Annotated in this window: 22 protein-coding genes and 1 riboswitch; of the genes, 3 read left to right on the top strand and 19 right to left on the bottom strand. The window is 46.8% G+C overall.

The window, feature by feature from the left end; translation table 11 throughout:
* Positions 1–46 precede the first annotated feature (46 nt).
* The 5 genes from BHE18_RS19060 to BHE18_RS19040 all read right to left on the bottom strand — a co-directional run bounded on the left by BHE18_RS19060 (position 47) and on the right by BHE18_RS19040 (position 5,197).
* Positions 47–1,225: a DUF4145 domain-containing protein gene (locus tag BHE18_RS19060; protein ID WP_171910754.1), complete on the bottom strand. Its 1,179-nt coding sequence runs from the start codon at positions 1,223–1,225 to the stop codon at positions 47–49.
* A gap of 87 nt (positions 1,226–1,312) precedes the next feature.
* Positions 1,313–2,806, bottom strand: a complete 1,494-nt coding sequence (locus tag BHE18_RS19055; RefSeq protein WP_071620091.1) for an amidase family protein — start codon at positions 2,804–2,806, stop codon at positions 1,313–1,315.
* 102 nt (positions 2,807–2,908) lie between these two features.
* Complete coding sequence (locus BHE18_RS19050) at positions 2,909–3,343, bottom strand: hypothetical protein (RefSeq protein ID WP_141771940.1); 435 nt, start codon at positions 3,341–3,343, stop codon at positions 2,909–2,911.
* A gap of 122 nt (positions 3,344–3,465) precedes the next feature.
* A complete protein-coding gene (locus BHE18_RS19045) occupies positions 3,466–4,131 on the bottom strand; it encodes a serine/threonine protein kinase (RefSeq protein ID WP_071620089.1) in 666 nt (221 codons plus the stop codon).
* Positions 4,132–4,252: 121 nt separating this feature from the next.
* The gene (locus BHE18_RS19040; protein WP_071620088.1) at positions 4,253–5,197 is read right to left on the bottom strand and encodes a TRM11 family SAM-dependent methyltransferase; all 945 of its coding nucleotides are present in this window, start codon (positions 5,195–5,197) and stop codon (positions 4,253–4,255) included.
* 185 nt (positions 5,198–5,382) lie between these two features.
* On the opposite strand from BHE18_RS19040, the gene nei reads away from it, so the two are divergent.
* A complete protein-coding gene (gene nei, locus BHE18_RS19035) occupies positions 5,383–6,225 on the top strand; it encodes an endonuclease VIII (protein ID WP_071620087.1) in 843 nt (280 codons plus the stop codon).
* Positions 6,226–6,254: 29 nt separating this feature from the next.
* On the opposite strand, the gene BHE18_RS19030 is transcribed toward nei, so the two are convergent.
* From BHE18_RS19030 to BHE18_RS19000, 7 genes are all read right to left on the bottom strand, one after another.
* Positions 6,255–7,700, bottom strand: a complete 1,446-nt coding sequence (locus BHE18_RS19030) for a DEAD/DEAH box helicase (protein ID WP_071620086.1) — start codon at positions 7,698–7,700, stop codon at positions 6,255–6,257.
* Between the two features lie 80 nt (positions 7,701–7,780).
* A complete protein-coding gene (locus BHE18_RS19025; RefSeq protein ID WP_071620085.1) occupies positions 7,781–7,981 on the bottom strand; it encodes a cold-shock protein in 201 nt (66 codons plus the stop codon).
* A 199-nt stretch (positions 7,982–8,180) separates the two neighbouring features.
* Positions 8,181–8,333, bottom strand: coding sequence for a DUF3934 family protein (locus tag BHE18_RS19020; RefSeq protein WP_071620084.1), 153 nt, complete (start codon positions 8,331–8,333; stop codon positions 8,181–8,183).
* A gap of 175 nt (positions 8,334–8,508) precedes the next feature.
* Positions 8,509–9,450: an NADP-dependent oxidoreductase gene (locus tag BHE18_RS19015; protein ID WP_071620083.1), complete on the bottom strand. Its 942-nt coding sequence runs from the start codon at positions 9,448–9,450 to the stop codon at positions 8,509–8,511.
* A 176-nt stretch (positions 9,451–9,626) separates the two neighbouring features.
* On the bottom strand, positions 9,627–10,487 hold the full coding sequence (locus tag BHE18_RS19010) for a 5'-methylthioadenosine/S-adenosylhomocysteine nucleosidase (protein ID WP_071620082.1): 861 nt from the start codon (positions 10,485–10,487) through the stop codon (positions 9,627–9,629).
* Positions 10,488–10,636: 149 nt separating this feature from the next.
* Positions 10,637–10,740, bottom strand: a riboswitch (purine riboswitch).
* A gap of 145 nt (positions 10,741–10,885) precedes the next feature.
* Complete coding sequence (locus tag BHE18_RS19005) at positions 10,886–11,962, bottom strand: GGDEF domain-containing protein (RefSeq protein ID WP_071620081.1); 1,077 nt, start codon at positions 11,960–11,962, stop codon at positions 10,886–10,888.
* Between the two features lie 209 nt (positions 11,963–12,171).
* A complete protein-coding gene (locus BHE18_RS19000; RefSeq protein ID WP_071620080.1) occupies positions 12,172–13,644 on the bottom strand; it encodes a protein adenylyltransferase SelO in 1,473 nt (490 codons plus the stop codon).
* A 180-nt stretch (positions 13,645–13,824) separates the two neighbouring features.
* Here BHE18_RS19000 and BHE18_RS18995 point away from each other — a divergent pair, with 180 nt between their 5' ends.
* Positions 13,825–14,331 carry a GNAT family N-acetyltransferase gene (locus tag BHE18_RS18995; RefSeq protein WP_071620079.1) on the top strand — a complete coding sequence of 169 codons (507 nt, stop codon included), beginning with the start codon at positions 13,825–13,827 and terminating at the stop codon, positions 14,329–14,331.
* Positions 14,332–14,378: 47 nt separating this feature from the next.
* Here the strand turns inward: BHE18_RS18995 and htpX are convergent, their stop codons facing one another.
* Entirely contained in the window at positions 14,379–15,260 is an 882-nt protein-coding gene (htpX, locus tag BHE18_RS18990) for a protease HtpX (protein ID WP_071620078.1), read from the bottom strand.
* A 164-nt stretch (positions 15,261–15,424) separates the two neighbouring features.
* Here htpX and BHE18_RS18985 point away from each other — a divergent pair, with 164 nt between their 5' ends.
* Complete coding sequence (locus BHE18_RS18985; RefSeq protein WP_071620077.1) at positions 15,425–16,162, top strand: DUF1836 domain-containing protein; 738 nt, start codon at positions 15,425–15,427, stop codon at positions 16,160–16,162.
* A 438-nt stretch (positions 16,163–16,600) separates the two neighbouring features.
* On the opposite strand, the gene BHE18_RS18980 is transcribed toward BHE18_RS18985, so the two are convergent.
* The 6 genes from BHE18_RS18980 to BHE18_RS18955 form a co-directional block, all read right to left on the bottom strand.
* Entirely contained in the window at positions 16,601–16,789 is a 189-nt protein-coding gene (locus tag BHE18_RS18980; RefSeq protein WP_071620076.1) for a hypothetical protein, read from the bottom strand.
* 25 nt (positions 16,790–16,814) lie between these two features.
* Positions 16,815–17,219: a DUF5412 domain-containing protein gene (locus tag BHE18_RS18975; RefSeq protein ID WP_071620075.1), complete on the bottom strand. Its 405-nt coding sequence runs from the start codon at positions 17,217–17,219 to the stop codon at positions 16,815–16,817.
* Positions 17,220–17,251: 32 nt separating this feature from the next.
* Positions 17,252–17,530 carry a SunI/YnzG family protein gene (locus tag BHE18_RS18970; RefSeq protein WP_071620074.1) on the bottom strand — a complete coding sequence of 93 codons (279 nt, stop codon included), beginning with the start codon at positions 17,528–17,530 and terminating at the stop codon, positions 17,252–17,254.
* 49 nt (positions 17,531–17,579) lie between these two features.
* Positions 17,580–17,786, bottom strand: a complete 207-nt coding sequence (locus BHE18_RS18965; RefSeq protein ID WP_071620073.1) for a hypothetical protein — start codon at positions 17,784–17,786, stop codon at positions 17,580–17,582.
* Between the two features lie 99 nt (positions 17,787–17,885).
* Complete coding sequence (locus BHE18_RS18960; RefSeq protein ID WP_071620072.1) at positions 17,886–18,380, bottom strand: hypothetical protein; 495 nt, start codon at positions 18,378–18,380, stop codon at positions 17,886–17,888.
* Positions 18,377–18,757 carry a hypothetical protein gene (locus tag BHE18_RS18955; protein WP_235860383.1) on the bottom strand — a complete coding sequence of 127 codons (381 nt, stop codon included), beginning with the start codon at positions 18,755–18,757 and terminating at the stop codon, positions 18,377–18,379. Before BHE18_RS18955 ends, BHE18_RS18960 begins: the two co-directional genes overlap by 4 nt.
* Between the last annotated feature and the right edge of the window lie 24 nt (positions 18,758–18,781).

Raw genomic sequence — 18,781 nt, 5'->3', positions numbered from 1 at the left:
TATTCATGCTTTAGCATGCCCGGGATCAGGCGGATAACTCGGAAATTCAGTTGATTTTTGTCAGGCTTCCCACCTTCATCAGGAAATCGCGTAAATCAGAGGAATGATCAAATTTATATGAAAAACCGTAGCTGATCGGCGTTTTCCTATCTTCCGATTCTTTCGGGAAACGTCTTAATGCGGTACTGTAGTTTGGTTTTTCGGGGATTTCAAAATGTGCAGCCGCAGTATCCGGATGAATAACGACTGTCGTCTGTTTATTCGGAAGCAGATACACAATTTCTTCATTCTCTTTATGTTCAAATTCTGCGGCTTTTTTAGTCTTATTACTCAAAACAAATCCCGCACTTGTAAATACATTATAGATCTCATCGTTTAATTGCACTGTATTGGCGGCCGTCTTCATGTCTGAAACAATCTCCGTCCCTTTCATTAATAAAAGCTGCTCCCAAAACTTGTCCATAGAATGTGTACCTATCCCCCTCAGTTCCATATGCAATTGGTCAAGGGAACCAGGCAGTTGTTTAAGAGAGTTCATTCCAACGCGTGCTAATTCAGACAACAAATACTTACACCCGGGAAGCGGCAGCTCCTTTAGTGGCTTCCCGGCTGTCTCATCTGGAATAGTAAGTGTATTGTTTTTGTATCGCAATTGAATGACTGCTGTTGATGGTGAAGGAGAGGCTTCTTTACCACTTTTCAGATCGTCAAGCTGGCGGTGGATTTCTGCCCACATACTGTCCAATTTCTGATCTACATAAGGTTGAATGAACCGTTCTATATCCTCCACACTTGCTGCAGTTGAACGGAGAGGAACAGGAACTTTGTAGACAGGCGCCTCAAAGGTATGAGACACATATACCTGCATGTACCACACACTTATATCAAATAGTAAACGGTGGGCCTGGAGCATGTCTGTCATGTTGGCGTCTGTCACTTCATGCACCGCTTTATTCCCTTTTTTACGTATCCACTCAAACTTCATGTACATCTCTTCGTCAATCGCATTCGCACGAAACAATTTATGTATGCGTTCTCCATGCTTAAGCGCATAAACGGTTTCCATCTCTTCTTCTTCACTGATTAATTTCACTATTTCCTCATTATATAAACGGGCCTGCATCAACGCAGCTTGAGGCTCTTCAAACATTTTGCCTTCAATGCGTACGGCAAGATCCGCGAGTTTAATAGAAAAATCTTTCACAAATTCAAATAATAATGCCACCATCATCTCTCCCGACTACTTTATTTACCATAAAATGCACATTACCAGTTTATCAGAAATAAGGTAGGCATGAAGACTAATTTCATCTTAATCGTCAAAACCCGGACGCGCAGCTTTCCAATCATCTGCCTGCTCAAGTTCTCCAGCCAATTGAAGAAGCAGCTCTTCGCGTCCTTTTGCCGCAGTCACCTGGACTCCGACCGGAAGCCCCTCTGCCGTCATATGCATCGGGATTGACATAGCAGGCTGTCCTGTCAGGTTTGCGAGTTGGGTGAACGGTGTCCGCATCAAATTCTTTTCAGCAATCCTGTCAACGATCCCTGCTTTTTTTAACAGCCCGCCAAGACCCAATTTACCAATCGTTTTGATTAGTGCTTTTTCTGAAGCAGCCGGCTCCAATTCCCCTATCTCAGCAGGTGGATAGGCAGTCGTTGGAGTCAGGTAGAAATCATAGGCTTCATGGAAAGTTTCCATATGATATGCTGCTTTGTCCCATTCCCGGATACTGAGGACAAATTCTTCAGCAGTGGTCGCTTTTCCCAGCATTCCCAACAGCCAGGTTGCCGGCTCCACATCAGCAAATGCCGCTTTACGTCCCAGAACTTCTTCAAGTGAAGCGATAGCAGCCGCGGTCTCTCCAAAATACATGGTCAAGTAACTTTTGGCGATTTTCCTTCCATCCACCGGCGCATCTGATTCCTCTACTTCATGGCCCATGCTTTCTAATAACGCTGCCGTTTTCAAGACGGCTTCCCTACACTCCGAATGTACCTCCGTACCGATCGGTGATGCAGTTGAGAATGCAATTTTCATAGGTTTTCCCAACGGGGTCCCAGCTGCTTGCAGATAACTTCCTTTAAAAGGAAGGGCATGATAAGCAGCCGCTTTTTCATAAGTCTTTAATTCATCAAGCATGGCTGCGCTGTCCCGCACCGACCTCGTTAAAACATGTTCAACCGATGCCCCCTGCCAGTACCGTCCATAGTTTGGCCCCACCGGCGTTCGTCCCCTTGTCGGCTTCAATCCAAAGAGACCGCAATAAGCAGCGGGAATTCGGATGGATCCCCCTCCATCATTAGCCCCTGCAATCGGGACCATGCCTGAAGCTACCGCAGCAGCAGAGCCTCCGCTCGAGCCGCCAGGCGTATAAGAATGGTTCCAGGGATTTCTGGTCGGACCGTATTGAACGGGTTCTGTGACAGCGACCAGGGCGAACTCAGGCACATTGGTCTGTCCAAGAAAAACAGCACCTGCTTTTCTCATCTTCCTAACATATTCCGAATCCGTTTTTGCACGGTAGTTTTGATAGGCTTTTGAGCCAGCAGTCAATGGCTCGCCTTTCAATTCCTGAGTGATATCCTTTAACAAAATTGGTACACCTGCGAATGCACCTTGGGGCTCCGCCTTCGCTGCTTCTCTTGCCCTTTCATACATCTTATGAATGACTGCATTCAAATCTGGATTCAAGGCTTCGATGTATGTAATCGCCTCCTCCACCAATTCTAGTGGCAGGATTTCTTTTTTCTTCACTAACTCCGCAAGACCTAATCCGTCATGTCGCCTGTAATCGAACCCCTTCAACTGTATCCCCCCTGATTCTATATACCTAAGGATTTCTCCATCGTTGATTGATATCCTTTTATAATCGTACCTAATAAAAAAAAGACCCTCTAAAAGAGTCTCCTAAACGCTTTGCTGAATCTGTTTCTCTCCTGCTTCGGCTGAGCCCTCCATAGCGCTGGCAAGGAGCAGCCCCATTCCTGCAATGAATGTGTACAGGACTCCGTACATCATCGAATCCACCATTTCCCCGGTGCTGTAAGCGAGCAATACAATCATATACAGCAAGCTCACGGAACCAGATACGAAAGCCGCAATCCGGCTGTAAAACCCATTATTCTTGAATGCCAACACAACTGTTATCACGCCGAACACGGGAAGGAAATAGAGTCCTTTTAACAGACCGAAATCTGCTAAGCTTCCACCGATGGCCCCCAGTTCGCCTATCAGTGTAGGAAACCTCGCACCCGTCACCGTATCAGCAACTGCATCAAACCATGGCAGAAAAAAAGAAATCGATAAAGCCGCACCCAGTAAGATTTTTGTCCATTTCATCACTGCACCACCTCCTGATGTAAACTTTATGTTGAATAACCCCTTTTTATGAGGGGGCTGCAGGAAAAAGTACCTAAAAAAAGACGCCCCCCTGTCATACAGGGAAGCGCCTCTCTATCGTCATCCTATCGAAACGAAGTGAACTTCAAGACAATCTTCATGAATTCATCATAAGACGAATTCCACTGGTTGTACCATTTGCGGACGGTTTCGACCAGCCAGAACGGGACCGCTTTCCCGTCAATCAGCTGATAATAATCCTCATAGCCCTTTTTCAGATGCTCCCAGCGGAAATCGTTTCCCGGAAGTATATATTCTGATACATCGATGATCTTCGCCCGCCCGTCCTTCATCAGGATGTTTTTCAAATGGATGTCGCGGGGGTTCAGGCCCTTTTCACGTACGTAATCCCGGGCATCTTCTACATCTTTCACGACCTGCCGGGGGATATGGACACCTTGCAGGATGCAGTCAAAGAGTGTGATGCCTTCTTCATAACTCAGGACGAGAAAGGTATCATAAGCAGCATAGCAGGTGGAGAAATAAGGTGAATCCCCGATCATGCCGTAGACCTTTTCTTCAATCTTTATTTTGTCAGCCTTTTCTTCTGCATACACTTTAAAAGCAAATTCCGGAACATCGAGATGCTGGAAAACAGCCGCATCCGTCCCCACTCCGATGCAGCGGAGGCGGTCATGTCCGCCCGCGATCGTGACTGGTTCATTATTGGGATGGGACGTGACAGTCACCTCGGATAAAGAATCAATTGCAGCTTCCCACTTCTGATTCATGTCATTCTCTCCTCATACAAATTGCTTTCTTTGTTATTCGCACAAATATAGCATGTATTAATGGGAAACTCCAACTAAAGCCTTTTAGTAATTTTTATCAGTCACTTTTTTCAGGCCGTGTCTATTTGCACACAATAACATGGCGGACAAAATTAGCTTTCGTGACCTCGCACCGGTCCGTAATCGTGAACCCGGCCTCAAGGATAACGGGGTCGACATCCTCGACGGTGACGATGACGACTTTAGAAGCAAACCGCCTTGCACTCTGGAGCATTTCAAGCTGCTCCTCCACTGTGATCACCGAGCATAAATTATAAGGAAGATCGATGATGGCTGCATCGTAATTCCCGGTGACGTCGCGTACATCCCTGCATGTGACTTCCCCATTGAGGCCAAAGTGATCCATGTTCTCCCTCACTCCCGATAGGATCAGAGGATTCCGGTCACTTCCGATGATATCGATGCCCATTGATAACGCTTCGATGAGTACCGTCCCGATGCCGCAGCATGGGTCTATAAGTTTCACCCCATCCGTTTTGGGGGCAGCAATATTCACGACGGCCCTCGCGACGCGGGTGCCGAGGGCAGTTGAATAACTGTGCGGCTTCCATTGATGCTTTAACCAGATCGCTTCGTTTTTTGAGTATTCCCCAAGCACCCATTTCTCACCCGTGTTCAGGATGCCGAGCCAAATGGAGGGGTCGATCAGTTCCGCTGCACCCTTCATATGAAGGCCGACTTCCTTTTCGATTTTGCGCAGTTTTTTAAAGCCTACTCTTTCATGATCGGGATTTTGCACAAAAACAATTTTGAAACCATCGAAGGATTCTAATTTATTTACTTCCTCTGTTAATTCTTCTATACTCTCACCCTCGCAGATGATGCCGAGCCTTTCTTTTATGAACGGGCTTCTGCTTGGATTGATTTCATACGTACTTTCAACAATACCGGATTCAGAGTCAACACTGAATAATGCGCGCCTCTCCAACGCACATAAGCCTTCTTCATTTGGTTCAAATGTAAAAGTATATATATACGAACTTGGTTCGATTGTTATTGTTTTCATAAATTCATCTCCGTGTGATCGTTTATTTCCTCAAAGCTGCTATTTCTCCATTGTACCATCCTTGTAAACTGCCGTCTTAAAGCCCGTCCTTCTGTGCATTAATGCGTTAGTGCATCGAGTGACGGGCTTTAAGGGATTACAACGTGTTAAATCAGGGAACTTCTATATTAAAAGGAGGAGAATATATGCCGGAAGGTCCAGAAATCAGGAGGGCGGCCGATCAAATTGAACGCGCCCTTCAGCACAAACAGGTGGCGGATGTTTATTTTGCTTTTCAGGAACTGCAGGGTTATGAGGATATCTTGCAGGGTGCTGTTGTGACGGGGGTAGACACCAAAGGGAAAGCCATGCTGATCCGCTTTGACAATGGCTACACCATATACTCACATAATCAGCTTTACGGAAAATGGTACGTAAGGAATGTATATAACTATCCCAAGACTAATCGTCAGCTGCGATTGGCGTTACATAATGAGAAGAAGTCCGCACTTCTGTACAGTTCATCCGATATTGACGTGCTGCGAGACGAGGAGGTCAGCGAGCATCCTTTCATTGCGAAGGCCGGGCCTGATATTTTGAGTGAGAAGGTTACCACTCGGGATCTGCTGCAGCGGATAAGAGATAGGAAGTTTTTAAGAAGAAGATGGGCAATCCTTTTGTTAGACCAGGGATTCGTGGCAGGGATCGGGAATTATTTGAGATCTGAAATTCTATTTTCTGCAGGCATCCATCCCTCTCTCCGTCCAATTGATTGCAGTGAAGATCAACTTGTAAAAGCTGCCGGAGCCATCATCCGATTGATGGAACAATCTTACCGGACAGGAGGAATCACGAATGATCTTGAGCTCGCAGAAAAATTGAAGGCTGAAGGTGTCAAGCGCTCCCGCTATCGTCACTGGGTTTTCAACCGGGAAGGCGCACACTGTTTCATATGCGGCACCGAAATCGAAAAAACACAAGCTGCTTCCAGGAGACTTTACTACTGCCCGGAATGCCAAAATGCAGAAGCCCGTCCCTCGGCACGTTAATTCGTCAGCGTGCCGCGGGACGGGCCTTTTTAATTTCTTGCCTCGTGGACTTTTAGTTTCTTCCCTTTAACGGGGGTGGTTTTCATGGCTTGGAGAACAAGCGGACCTTTTCCGTTGAGTATATCGACATAGGTCAGGTTTTCCTGGATGGTGATGATGCCGATGTCGTCTGCGGTCACGCCTTCAATTTTGGCGATGGTTCCGACAAAATCCACTGCCCTTAGCTTCTTTTTCTTCCCGCCGTTGAAATAAAGCTTCATGATTTCTTTGTTTAATCGTTCGCTTTTATCTGATTTGATGTCCGGCATTCGATTTAATTTTTCCTCAAAAGCACTTGCCGCCATCACAACCTCGTCTTTTGAAGGAGCCTGAACTTCCGCTATCGTAAAACCGATATACGCTTCAATCTCCTCCAGGAATTTTTCTTCATAAGGAGTGATGAACGTGATCGCTTTTCCAGAGTTCCCTGCCCGCCCTGTTCTTCCGGTTCGATGGACGTAACTTTCTTTTTCAAGTGGAAGATCATAATTGATGACGTGTGAAATCCGCTCGACATCAATCCCTCTTGCCGCCACATCTGTTGCGGCAAGATAACGGAATTCTCCCCGTTTAAATTCATCCATCACCTCAAAACGGGCTTCCTGATTCATGCCGCCATGAATCTTATCGACCGGAAATCCTTTATCAAACAACTCGTCACAGACCTTATCCACATTCTCTTTGGTCCGGCAAAAAATGATGCAGCTATCCGGGTTTTCAACGGTCGTCACATCCATCAGCAGTGAAAACTTATCTTTCTCATCCACTTGTATGACAGAGTGGTCAATGTTATGAGTGGTGATGCCCTTCGCTTTCACCTCGATGTTCACGGGGTCTTTCATGTATTTGTGGCAAAGCGATTCGACATCCTCCGGCAGTGTGGCTGAGAATGTCAATGTCACTCTTTCGGCAGGGAGTTCCTTTATGATCGCTTCAACCTGTTCGATAAAGCCCATATTGAGCATCTCGTCCGCTTCATCGATGACAAGATAATTCAGCTTATCCAGCGGAAATGTCCCTTTTTCGATATGATCAAGTACACGGCCGGGTGTACCTGCGACCACATGCGTTTTTTGGTTCAGTTCAAGCTTTTGACGGTGAAAAGGGGATTTCCCGTATACGGCGGCGGCTTTGATCCGCTTAAATCTCCCTATATTGGTGATGTCTTCTTTCACTTGGACCGCAAGCTCCCGGGTAGGGGTGAGGATCAGTGCCTGAGGCTTGTTCTCTTCCCACTCCACCATTTCACAAAGCGGAATCCCGAATGAAGCCGTCTTTCCGCTTCCGGTCTGCGATTTTACGACAAGATCTTTCTTTTCCAACGCCACAGGCAGTACCCTTGACTGCACTTCAGTCGGAGTTTCATACCCCAGTTCCGTCAGGGCCCTGGCAATTTCCACGCTGAGTCCGAAATCGGAAAATCGTTTCGTATTCATATAACACCCTCATTTTCATTTTTTATTAAATGTACGCATAAAAAAAGGACCCTGCAAAGAGAGTCCTTCGTTTAAAGCTGTTACGCTTTGTTTACGTTAGCCGCTTGAAGTCCGCGTTGACCTTGTTCTGTGTCAAACGTTACTTTTTGGCCTTCGTCTAAAGATTTAAATCCTTCGCCTTGGATAGCTGAGAAATGTACGAATACATCTTCTCCACCTTCGACTTCGATGAAACCGAAACCTTTTTCTGCATTAAACCATTTTACTGTACCTTGTTCCATAATTGTTTCCTCCTGCGTGGAGTCAAGTCCACATGTTATTACTATTGTTGCTCAAGTTAGATATCAAAGGCGAAAAGTTTAAATACTTTCATTCCTTACAGACCGAACAAAAATAATTCTTACTAACCTTAACACGTAAAGAAACTAAAAGCAAATCTTTATGAAAGAAGTTGGCTGCAGCCGGCTTTTTTGGCCTTCCTTACTTGTCTGCATCCGATTTGTTCCCGTGCTTCACACCTTTACTCTTATAAGGTTTATTGCTCTTTGCCTTATTGGCTCCCGCCTGCCAGCGATTCCAGCCCTTCTTGCCGGTACCTTGACCCGTTCCGCTTTTTTTCTTTGGTTTGCTCATGCGTTCCCTCCGCCCTATCTGCTGCATGTCTTTAAGTTCATCATCTTACCATAAGAACCAATGAAAAAACAGGGCCCGTCCCTCGGCGCGCTAATGCGTCAGCGCAGCGAGGGACGGGCCAAAAAAACTTCGGGATCATGTTCGGATCCCGAAGCCTTTTCTTAATTTCTTCAGATTAAACTTCATTTATTTTTATTACAATCTTCCCTTTTGCATGATGGGTTTCACTCAACGCATGCGCATCCTTCAACCCTTGTTCATTGAAGGGGAAGGTGTCGCCTATGACCGGTTTCAGCTGACCTTTTTCAAAGAGATCTGCAAGCTGTTTCAATTGCTCACCTTTCGGCTCGAGCCACAGGAATCCGGCTTCGATGCCGTACTCCTTTGCTTCATCCTCATTCGGCGGCTGAGCGATGGAAACGAGTTTCCCGCCTTTTTTTAATACTTTATAGCTGCCCGACTGGACCTCACCGCCCATTGTATCGAGGACGATGTCGAAATCATTAAGAACCTCGCTGAAGTCATCCTCTTTATAATTGATGAACTGGTCTGCCCTGAGCGACTTCACAAACTCTTCATTCTTGCCGCTTGCCGTAGCGGCGACATGCGCTCCGAAGCTTTTGGCGATCTGGATGGCAAAATTCCCGACTCCCCCGGAGCCCGCATGAATCAGGACCTTATCCCCTTCTTTGATATCGGAAAAGTCAACCAGGCACTGCCAGGCCGTCAATCCTGCAAGCGGGATGGCTGCAGCTTCTTCAAAGCTCATCGACTCCGGCATCGGGGCGAGCAGATGATCATCCACGGCAACATATTCAGCATATGTACCGCGGTTGGTCGTATCGGGGCGTGCAAATACCCTGTCTCCAATTTCGAAGCCCTCTACATTCTTCCCTTTCCTTGCCACGACTCCTGCTGCATCCCAGCCCAGGATGATGGGAAAATCAAAGGGAAGCATATCTTTCAGATATCCTTCACGTACCTTCCAGTCAATCGGGTTGATGGAAGTAGCACGGTTGGACAGGAGCACTTGATTGTCTCCAATATCCGGCTGCTCCACTTCCCGTTCATTAAGTACATCCTTATCTCCATATTGATCGATTACAATGGCTCTCATATAATCCCTCCCAGTATTCGTTCCGGTAACCATTTTCCGATCCCGGATCCTCACATAGAGATATCTTTCCCTTATCATTTCCTTTTCTAAACACACAAACACTCGGAAAAAAGCCCGCCCCACACATGGTTAATGGATGAACACATGGAGGGACGGGCTTATTTCGTCAGGCTGGTTTATTTTGTTTTAATGTATTCTTTCAGGACTTCCAACACGTATGCCTGGTTGGCTTCTGCTGTATCGGGGTTGTACTGCCCGCCGTTCACTTTATTGTTGGACAACACGCGGATTCCGAGAAATGGAACGTCGTAAGCGGCCGCGATCTGCGCACCGGCAGCTCCTTCCATTTCCTCCACAGAGGTGCCATACTTTTCATGGAACCAGTTGATGCGGTCCACTTCATTATTCCAAACGTCGGCGGAACCGATCGTCCCCTCGACGACTTTCCCCTTCTCGTATTTCCCTTTCACGGCTTTAGCCGCTGCCAGCAGGTCTTCATCGCCTTCGAAATAACGGATATTCTCTGCATCAGGATCTTCCCCGGCACTTCCTTCAGAAGCCATCAAGTCCATCGGGATCCATTCCTTCGGTTCGATGCCTTCGCCTTCATTCAGAGCGCCTGTTTTCAACGACCCCAAGTTTACCGTTCTTTCCCCCAGCACGATATCAAAGACATTCAATTCAGGATCGTGACCTCCGGATGTCCCCTGATTGATAATGGCTGCCGGATCATATTTTTCAATGGCCAGTGCAGTCGCGGCCGCGGTATTTTCCATACCCTTTCCTGTCTTTGCAATGATGACCGGGTAGCCTTCCAGCTTCCCTTTATAAAAAACGAATGATCCTGATTTTTCTTCTTTTACATCTTCCAGATGCCCCGCCAGTTTTTCAGCTTCGATGGGCATCGGGCCCTGAACGATGATCGGCTGCTTCTCCTTCGCTTCTGCAGCGCCCTGTTCCTTGGACGAGCTGCACCCCGTAAGCCCCGTCACAGCCAAAGCCGCAAGGATGATGAATGAAATAAATTTTTTTACCATGTTGTACCCTCCTGTTGAATGATGTCTCCCGTAAAGACAATAAAAGGTCCGGAAAAAGAGAATTTTCTCTCTACCTTCCGGACCGTAAAGTCAAAGTATGGATAAACAAGGCACACTATATCCCCGTTGTTCGGATTTACATTGGAAACCCGAACAATACTTCAACCCGTAGTCCGGTTCTTCCAATGGGAACCAGGTAGAGACTCTCAGACCATATTACTGAGTTTATACGAGTGTGCTATGTAGTTGATTACGAAGTAAGTCTAACAGAGGGGGGAGTCAGTTTCAATACTAAATACGAATTTTAATTTTATTTATTTAACAATCGTTCGGCTTTAAACCCAAAAAGCCCATCCCTCTTCACTATATGGAGAGACGGGCTTCCCTGTCTCATTTGGTCATGCACTCTCCACCCTGTTTCTGCCTTTATTCTTTGCCAGATAAACGGCCCGGTCGGCCGCTTCCAGCAGTTCTTTCGGCCCGACCCCGGGTGTGGCGGCAATTCCAACAGACAGTGTAATCCCTATGGTGACTCCGTTGTTTCGAAACGGATCGCCCTCTACGGCTTCCCTTACCCGTTCCATGATCATCCTTGCATTCTCCTGGCTGCAATCCGGCAGAAGGACAACGAATTCTTCCCCTCCGTACCTTGCCACAATATCAACATTCCGCAGGCTGCCGGCAATCAGTCCGCTGACATGCTGCAGCACCAGGTCACCTGTGCTGTGGCCAAATTGGTCGTTCACTTTTTTGAAATGATCGATATCGATAAAGCCGAGGGATAAAGGGAAAATCCTCTCGTCTTCACTGTATTTTTTAAAATAACGCAGGAACGCCCTTCGGTTGTATAATTTCGTCAATGGATCCCTGCCTGCCTTGTCCATCAAGTCCAGTTTATTCACATGTTCATCAATCATATCTTTCACAATCCATACGAGCAGCAGGCTTAATAGAATGTTTGCGGGGAATACGGTCGGCATGATCATCCGCAGAATATCGTTAATCGGAATCACTCCCAGCAGGACGATGATGAGTGTATTAAGCAGGTTCAATGCCAGGACCACCGTCCACATCTTCCTCCGGTACGTCCAGGACCGGGTCAGATAGGAAATCAACACTCCCATCAGTGCAAGGAAAACCATATTAATGAATCCCACCGCGGCCGCCAGACTGAAGCCGAAGGTGAATCTCATCAAACCGATGCCTATTCCCACCCATACGATGTAACGGCGCCTTGTGGCATAAAGGGATGCCACGATGATCGGGACAAAGCGCAGGTCAAAAATCACCGATTCGGTCAGATGGATGCCGAAATACATCGATACCCACCCGGTCAGTGCAGCAATCACGACAAGAGTTACTTCCTTCCATTCTCTGTCTGCTTCCATGAGGAAATGTTTGTACAATAAAGAGGTCAAATAAATGAATGAAATCATGAGACACAGATTAATGATATATTCCTCAATATTAATCATTGCCTCTCCCTCTTTTCCCCAAGAATAATCACTTTCTTACCTATACCCTTTCCGATTAAAAATAATACTATTTTACTAGTTAAATATAACTATCCAAGTACTATAATAAAGCAAAATAAAAAACACATCCAAAATAGGATGTGTTTTCAATGTACAAAAAACCACCTCTTACCTACCCCCCTCACATTAAGGGGCCGGACATTCAAGCATCAGGTTCCGCAGAACGTGCGGTATGGACGTTCCGACGGAGGCGCCGGCGCACAGTATTCTTCCTGTTCCGGAGAATGTTCATAGGGGCGGGAAAGAACTCCAAGCAGCCTTTCCATTACGCTGTGATCGCCCCGCTCCACTGCAGCATCAAGTGCTTCTTCCACACGGTGATTCCGCGGGATGACCGCCGGATTGCTGTTCTTCATGAGATTGAATGCATCCTCTTTCGTTATCTGCTGACGTCCGAGCCTCTCTTGCCAGCGCTTTTTCCACTGAACGAATGCCTCTAAAGAAAATAAAGCAGAATCCTCTTCCCGGCCAAATGTAAGGGTGCGGAAGGTATTGGTATAGTCGGCTTTCTGTTCATGCATCATGCCAAGGAGCTCTTCAATCAAGACTTTGTCTCCCTCTTCTTCCCCGAACAATCCAAGCTTAGCCCTCATCCCTTTAAGCCAGCGGGCATGATACAGCTTCGGAAATTCGGAAATCGCATCCTGGGCAATTTCGACTGCATGCTCGCTCTCTTCATGAAGGAGCGGCAGCAGCGTTTCGGCAAAACGTGCAAGATTCCAGCCTGCAATCGGCGGCTGATTCCCATATGCATAACGTCCCTGCCTGTCGATCGAACTGAATACCGTTGCCGGATCAAAGGTATCCATGAAGGCACAAGGCCCATAGTCGATCGTTTCCCCGCTGATCGTCATGTTATCGGTATTCATCACACCGTGGATGAAGCCCGCAAGCTGCCATTTAGCCACCAGTTCAGCCTGGCGCCCGATCACTCCATTCAATAATTGGAGGTACGGATTCTCCGCGCCGGATGCTTCCGGATAATGACGTTCGATCGCATAATCGGCCAATGAACGGACATCATCTTCAGATCCGAACTTCGAGGCATATTGAAAGGTTCCGACCCGCAAGTGACTTGACGCCGCACGCGTAAGAATGGCTCCGGTCTGTTCTGTTTCCCGGATGATGGATTCACCTGTCGTAACTACCGCAAGACTCCTTGTCGTCGGGATCCCGAGGGCATGCATCGCTTCACTAATGATATACTCGCGGAGCATCGGCCCGAGTCCGGCACGGCCGTCTCCTCCCCTTGAATAAGGCGTCCGCCCCGCCCCCTTCAGTTGGATGTCGAAGCGTTCACCCGCTGGCGTCATCTGTTCACCCAGCAGGACCGCACGGCCGTCCCCGAGCATGGTGAAATGCCCGAACTGGTGCCCAGCATAGGCCTGTGCCAACGGCTCAGCGCCCTCCGGCGGCTCATTGCCCGCAAACACTTCCACCCCCGATTCACTCTGCAGGATATCCATATCCAGCCCGAGTGACTCAGCGAGCGAACCGTTCAGGATGACGAGGTGCGGCGAATGGACGGGTGTCGGCATCTGTTTTTTATAAAAATTCTGCGGAAGAGATGTGTAGCTGTCGTCTAAATTCCAGCCTGCTTCCGTTCGTTTCTTTTCCTTCATAACATATCCCCTTCTTTTCGAGTAATTCAGTCTGTTCAACGAGTGCCGGGTTTCTATCACCATACTAACATACGTACACTTCCCCTATAGTCTCCTCTGCCTCGGGAGGGTTATACTTATTCCTTCTTTGCCTGAAATGATTTACTATAAATATAGATATAAAATGCTGGAGGTCACACCATGAACGTAATTGAAACAGACCGTCTCATTCTGCGCACGGTCGAAAAAAGCGATGCTGCTTTCATTTATAAACTGCTTAACGAACCTGGATGGATCGAATATATCGGGGATAAGGGGATCCGGACAACTGAAGACGCGGTACACTATATTCAAACCGGACCGCAGGCGATGTATGAGCAGAAAGGATTCGGCCTTTTCCTGGTTGAATTGAAGGAAAACCATGGTCCCATCGGGCTGTGCGGGCTCATCAAGAGGGATGGCCTTGAAGATGTGGACATCGGGTTTGCCTTTCTTGAAGATCATCAGTCCCGGGGATATGCAATAGAGGCAGCGAAAGGGACTGCTGCCTATGCAAAAGAAATCGGCCTGAAACGTCTGGCTGCGATTACCACGAAGGACAACCTCCCTTCTTCAAGGCTGCTCGGAAAGCTGGGGATGAAGCTTGACGGCTACGTGACCCTGCCCCATGACACCGAGGAATTAAAGAAATATACGATGACACTGTAAAAAAAGCCCTTCCTCCACTGATCAAACAGTGATGGAAGGGCTTTTCATTATTTTGCCTGAAGTCTATTGATGCGGTCATCAAGGTCCGGGTGAGTCGAGAAAATGGCTGATTTTCTGCGGCCGTTGATTTTCAACGTGGAGATGGCTGTATCATCCTCGCCTCTCATCCGGGCTGAATAGTCTTTCAGCATGCGCAGGGCATGGACCATTTTATCTTTACCGGCAAGATCCGCTCCGCCGCGGTCTGCATGGAACTCCCTGTGACGGGAATACGCGAATACCACCAGGCTTCCAAGGATCGAGAAGACGATCTGGAAAAGGATAACGGCAATAAAATGGACGATCGGTGCCATTTCTTCTTTTACAAATCGGGACGCAATCCATGCTGCAATCCTTGAAAGGAACACAACGAATGTATTGACAACACCCTGCAGAAGCGTCATGGTCACCATGTCTCCGTTCGCCACGTGGGCAACCTCATGGGCGATGACACCTTCCACGGCATCGTCGTCCATCTCGCGGAGAAGTCCTGTCGAAACTGCCACGAGGGAACGCTTCTTGGAAGGACCTGTCGCGAAGGCATTCACTTCCGGTGAATCATAGATTCCAACCTCAGGCATATGCATAAGTCCGGCAGCTCTTGATAAGCGGTGGACTTTCTCGACAATCCCCTGTTCGGCTGCAGACAATGGACCGTTCGGATCAAGTACACGGACATTCATCATTCTCTTTGCCATCCAGCGGGACATGGCAAGGGATATGAAAGACCCTGAGAAACCGATGATGGCACTGAAGATCAAGAGAGCCCCAAAATCTATTCCACCTTGATCATTAATATAATTCCCGGCTCCAGTCACGGAAAATATGATAGAGATGGTGAGTAGTACCAGAATATTGGTCAATAGAAAATAAAAAATACGCTTACCCATCTTCAGTCTTCACTCCTGTTTTTAAGTTCATATGAACTTATATTTGAACTTATTATATAGCTTTTATTGATAAAATTCAATCAATTTTTACCGGGGGTGCAATTGACGGGGCTTTTGGGAAGACGTACTATAAAGAAGGAGATTTAAGATAAGGGGGTTTGACTGTGGAATACTTTACATTATCACGCAAGAATATGGCTGACCTGCTGCACTCACTTAATGGTCAGCACTCCAAAACCCCGACAATGATCCTGAAAGAAGCCTGGTCCCTCACGAACAAGGAAGAGTTAAGCACGCTGATTTCATCCGGGATGCCCTCCATTTTTGAAAAGATCCTTAAACACACGAAAAATGAAATCGGGTTTTCCATCAATGAAATCGTCGCCCTCGGAAACCAGATTGAATATACCCACCTTTCCCCAAGCGCCGTCCAGAATTGGGTGAAGCGTGACATCAAGGAATTGGTCGGAAGACCCCAGATCGGCAAGAAATACAATGTCGACCAGGCAACGATGCTGTTGATTGTCGAGGATTTAAAGTCATCGCTTGATTTTGATTCCATCAGGAAGATATTGACACTTGCCTTCAATAACCCTGAAGACAGGTCAGATGACATCATCCATCCCATCGACCTCTATTCAGCCTATGCGTTCGTCTTCGAAAAACTTCATCACCGGCCGCTTCCGCCAGTCGACGGCTCAGGCCCGATGAATGAGTGGATCGAACAATTCATACATAAAGAATGCAGGGACATCCTTCCGATTTTCCACCACCTGAATGAAGATCAGATGAACTCGGTGCTGAATGTCCTCATTGTTTCTTCCTTGAGCGTCCAGGCGGCATACTACCAGTCAGCCGCCAAACGCTATGTCTATGCTGCTTTGTTCATGCAGGAAAAATAGAAAGTGATTTTAACTTATTTGCCCGTCCCCGGCTGTGTAGACGCATCGACGCTGACGGGGGCGGGCTTTTAAAAATTCATTTTAGATCACTTGCTATTCCCGTGTTATATAGTTGGTCACATACTTTCAGTAGGATGGAATCCCGGCCGGACAGGGCGGACTTGCAGACCAGCTTATTTAGAATAATTCTCATAAGATCATAAATTTGAAAATAGGATCATAAATTTCTATTTAGGATCATATAATTCTAATTTGGATCATATATTTCTATTTAGGATCATAAATCCTGAATGGGATAGTAATCTATATACAAAATGCAGCTTTCAGACGATTGAATCGGCTGAATTTCGTATTTGAGCGGTCAACTACTCCCCAAAACAGACAAATCTCAATCATTTCAAGCTAAAGCAAGCCAAAATACCTTGTTAATTTCCACTGCTAAAATCCACGTTCCGCATTTTCCCCCTTATTTTTCACTACCAACGTTAAAACCAGCAAAACCACCCCGGTCACACCACCGGCAAACTCCGCTATGTAAAAATCTCCGTCCCTTATAAAACGAATCAAAAAACCGCCTCCGAAAATGACGGCCAGGGCCGACCCGAAAAAGAATAATGCTTGCTTCATGCCGCTTCCTCCCCTCCCCATGTAATCAGTCATGCCTAAAATCAAACCGATCCCCCGGCACATCCAACGTGTGTCCGTTTATGATGACTGTATCGTCATCCTTCCAAGAGAGGTGCGCACTTTCCTGGCGATCGTTCCAATAGATTGTTTTCTTCTTGCCCTCTTTTTTATTAAATACCAGTTCAACGCGGACTGAATACGGGACGGTCGCTCCGCCGTTCGCTACGTATGCTCTCACGGTGTAGGTGCCATCAGGTGATGGTTCTTCCGTAAGAAAGTCCCCCTCTGGCAGGCGGCCCATATCATAAAACAGCCAATAAACACCATATCCAAAGATTCCAGCAGTGACCAATCCGACGACGAGGAATGTGGTGATCACTTTTTTGAAAACTCTTCTTTTCCCGCTTTTAAATGCTGCATCTGAATCCATGATTTAACTCCTTACTTATCACTTGCAGTATGTCAGCTTAAAGCACCTTTTTGCTGATAAGACAAAATCTTCTCCCTCAAGCCGCCGATGCTTGTAAAAAGGATATAGGTTTCGGTTTGTGTCTGGATGACCACCCTGTCAGTATGCCCATACGGGTTGCCGATCCGGATCGCTGATTTTTCTTTGCCGCCATATGTATCATCGTTTTCCACACTCACAATGTCTGCGAGAGGGATCTCAATCTTGCTCAATTGCCATCTGATCTGGAGAATGCCTTGATTTTCAGTCACTTTCAGTTCGAATAGTTCCATATCTATCACACCTGACTCATGTAATTTTTACTTTCCGGAAAAAAAGGATTCATTCGCCTCCCCCGCATCCGCCATCTCCACCGCCAAACCCGCCGCCCTCAAAACCGCCGCAGTGATCCGAATTATCATTGTCGCCGCCGTAAAAGACGGTATTCCCTCCTCCCTCTGTATGCTTTCTTTCTGAAGGATCGGCCATGAGTTTAGCGATGAAAACAATGAAAAACGGTACCAATATGATTAAAAAGATTCCAGTCATCTGAATCACCCCTTATTACGATTTACGGATAATATAAGGAAAAGTTTCAATTTTTTGTAAAACAAAAAGCCCCTGGTTAAAAGGAGCTTTCAATGGTAACTATTTAAAAATGATCGAAATGATTTCATCCATGCTCATTCCGCTTTCGATCTGGAATGTGCCTGGTCTTAATTCATTCTCGAGTCCGCGTTTTTCGACTTCTTTGTAGAATTTCATCCCGTCATCGATGATCTTTGCATCTTCCAATGCATTTCCGATGTCGATACTCGTCATACCCATCGATACGTTCAGGATAGTGCGGTAAACGACACCGTCTTCATTTTTCTTTTCTGATTTCTTTTCAGGTTCATCTTCCTTGGCTTCAGTTGCAGCTGCGACCTGCTTGTCCCATGCTTCCTTCGATTGGACAACAAAGCCTTTGGCAGTCAACTGCTCGATCATTTCGTCTTCTGTGAGTTTTTCTGTTTTCACTGTTTTTTCATCGGATTTCTCGGTGCTTTCCGCTTCCGAAGGACCAAAGAAATAGACTCCCCCGGTTGCCGTTGCGGCAAGAAGGAGGCCCAGGGCAAAACTGCGCAGGGAATTAGATGTCATTGTGCCACCATGCCCCTTTCAGCCTTTCTTCTCATATAAGGCGTAAGCATGCGCTCCACTTCAGTTTTAGGGAGCTTTGATTTGGCCGCGATGCTTTCTACTGAATATCCCCGTTTATAGAGATCAAGCATGTCACGAAGCATTTGACGCTCTTCTGAAGAAGTTTCCATTGCTCCGGATTGTTGTGCCGTGATCTCAGCATCCAGTTGCATATTCCGGATCTGCTTTTCGAGTTCCTGGACTTCATTCAACACAGAAATTGAAGCATGTTCCACCTGCTGCTCCAGCTGTGATTTTTGTTGTGTCGTTTTAATTAACGATATAATGAGCAGCACGACGGCTGTACCGAACAAAATGGCGATTATCCACCCCATCATCTGTTCCTCCTTTAAATATGTATG

This window comes from Rossellomorea aquimaris (genome assembly GCF_001877785.1).
Taxonomy (GTDB): domain Bacteria; phylum Bacillota; class Bacilli; order Bacillales; family Bacillaceae_B; genus Rossellomorea; species Rossellomorea aquimaris_A.
The sequence above is the reverse complement of the archived record's forward strand: the minus strand, read 5'-3'. Positions and strand labels throughout refer to the sequence as shown.

Coding starts and splice junctions, on each gene's coding strand:
- BHE18_RS19015 (WP_071620083.1), bottom strand. CDS start 9,450: ATGAGAGCCATTGTAATCGATCAATATGGAGATAAGGATGTACTTAAT.
- BHE18_RS19000 (WP_071620080.1), bottom strand. CDS start 13,644: ATGAAGGAAAAGAAACGAACGGAAGCAGGCTGGAATTTAGACGACAGC.
- htpX (WP_071620078.1), bottom strand. CDS start 15,260: ATGGGTAAGCGTATTTTTTATTTTCTATTGACCAATATTCTGGTACTA.
- BHE18_RS18995 (WP_071620079.1), top strand. CDS start 13,825: ATGAACGTAATTGAAACAGACCGTCTCATTCTGCGCACGGTCGAAAAA.
- BHE18_RS19010 (WP_071620082.1), bottom strand. CDS start 10,487: ATGGTAAAAAAATTTATTTCATTCATCATCCTTGCGGCTTTGGCTGTG.
- BHE18_RS19005 (WP_071620081.1), bottom strand. CDS start 11,962: ATGATTAATATTGAGGAATATATCATTAATCTGTGTCTCATGATTTCA.
- BHE18_RS19030 (WP_071620086.1), bottom strand. CDS start 7,700: ATGAATACGAAACGATTTTCCGATTTCGGACTCAGCGTGGAAATTGCC.
- BHE18_RS19025 (WP_071620085.1), bottom strand. CDS start 7,981: ATGGAACAAGGTACAGTAAAATGGTTTAATGCAGAAAAAGGTTTCGGT.
- BHE18_RS19045 (WP_071620089.1), bottom strand. CDS start 4,131: ATGAATCAGAAGTGGGAAGCTGCAATTGATTCTTTATCCGAGGTGACT.
- BHE18_RS18980 (WP_071620076.1), bottom strand. CDS start 16,789: ATGAAGCAAGCATTATTCTTTTTCGGGTCGGCCCTGGCCGTCATTTTC.
- BHE18_RS18955 (WP_235860383.1), bottom strand. CDS start 18,757: ATGATGGGGTGGATAATCGCCATTTTGTTCGGTACAGCCGTCGTGCTG.
- BHE18_RS18965 (WP_071620073.1), bottom strand. CDS start 17,786: ATGACTGGAATCTTTTTAATCATATTGGTACCGTTTTTCATTGTTTTC.
- BHE18_RS19020 (WP_071620084.1), bottom strand. CDS start 8,333: ATGAGCAAACCAAAGAAAAAAAGCGGAACGGGTCAAGGTACCGGCAAG.
- nei (WP_071620087.1), top strand. CDS start 5,383: ATGCCGGAAGGTCCAGAAATCAGGAGGGCGGCCGATCAAATTGAACGC.
- BHE18_RS18960 (WP_071620072.1), bottom strand. CDS start 18,380: ATGACATCTAATTCCCTGCGCAGTTTTGCCCTGGGCCTCCTTCTTGCC.
- BHE18_RS18975 (WP_071620075.1), bottom strand. CDS start 17,219: ATGGATTCAGATGCAGCATTTAAAAGCGGGAAAAGAAGAGTTTTCAAA.
- BHE18_RS19040 (WP_071620088.1), bottom strand. CDS start 5,197: ATGAAAACAATAACAATCGAACCAAGTTCGTATATATATACTTTTACA.
- BHE18_RS18970 (WP_071620074.1), bottom strand. CDS start 17,530: ATGGAACTATTCGAACTGAAAGTGACTGAAAATCAAGGCATTCTCCAG.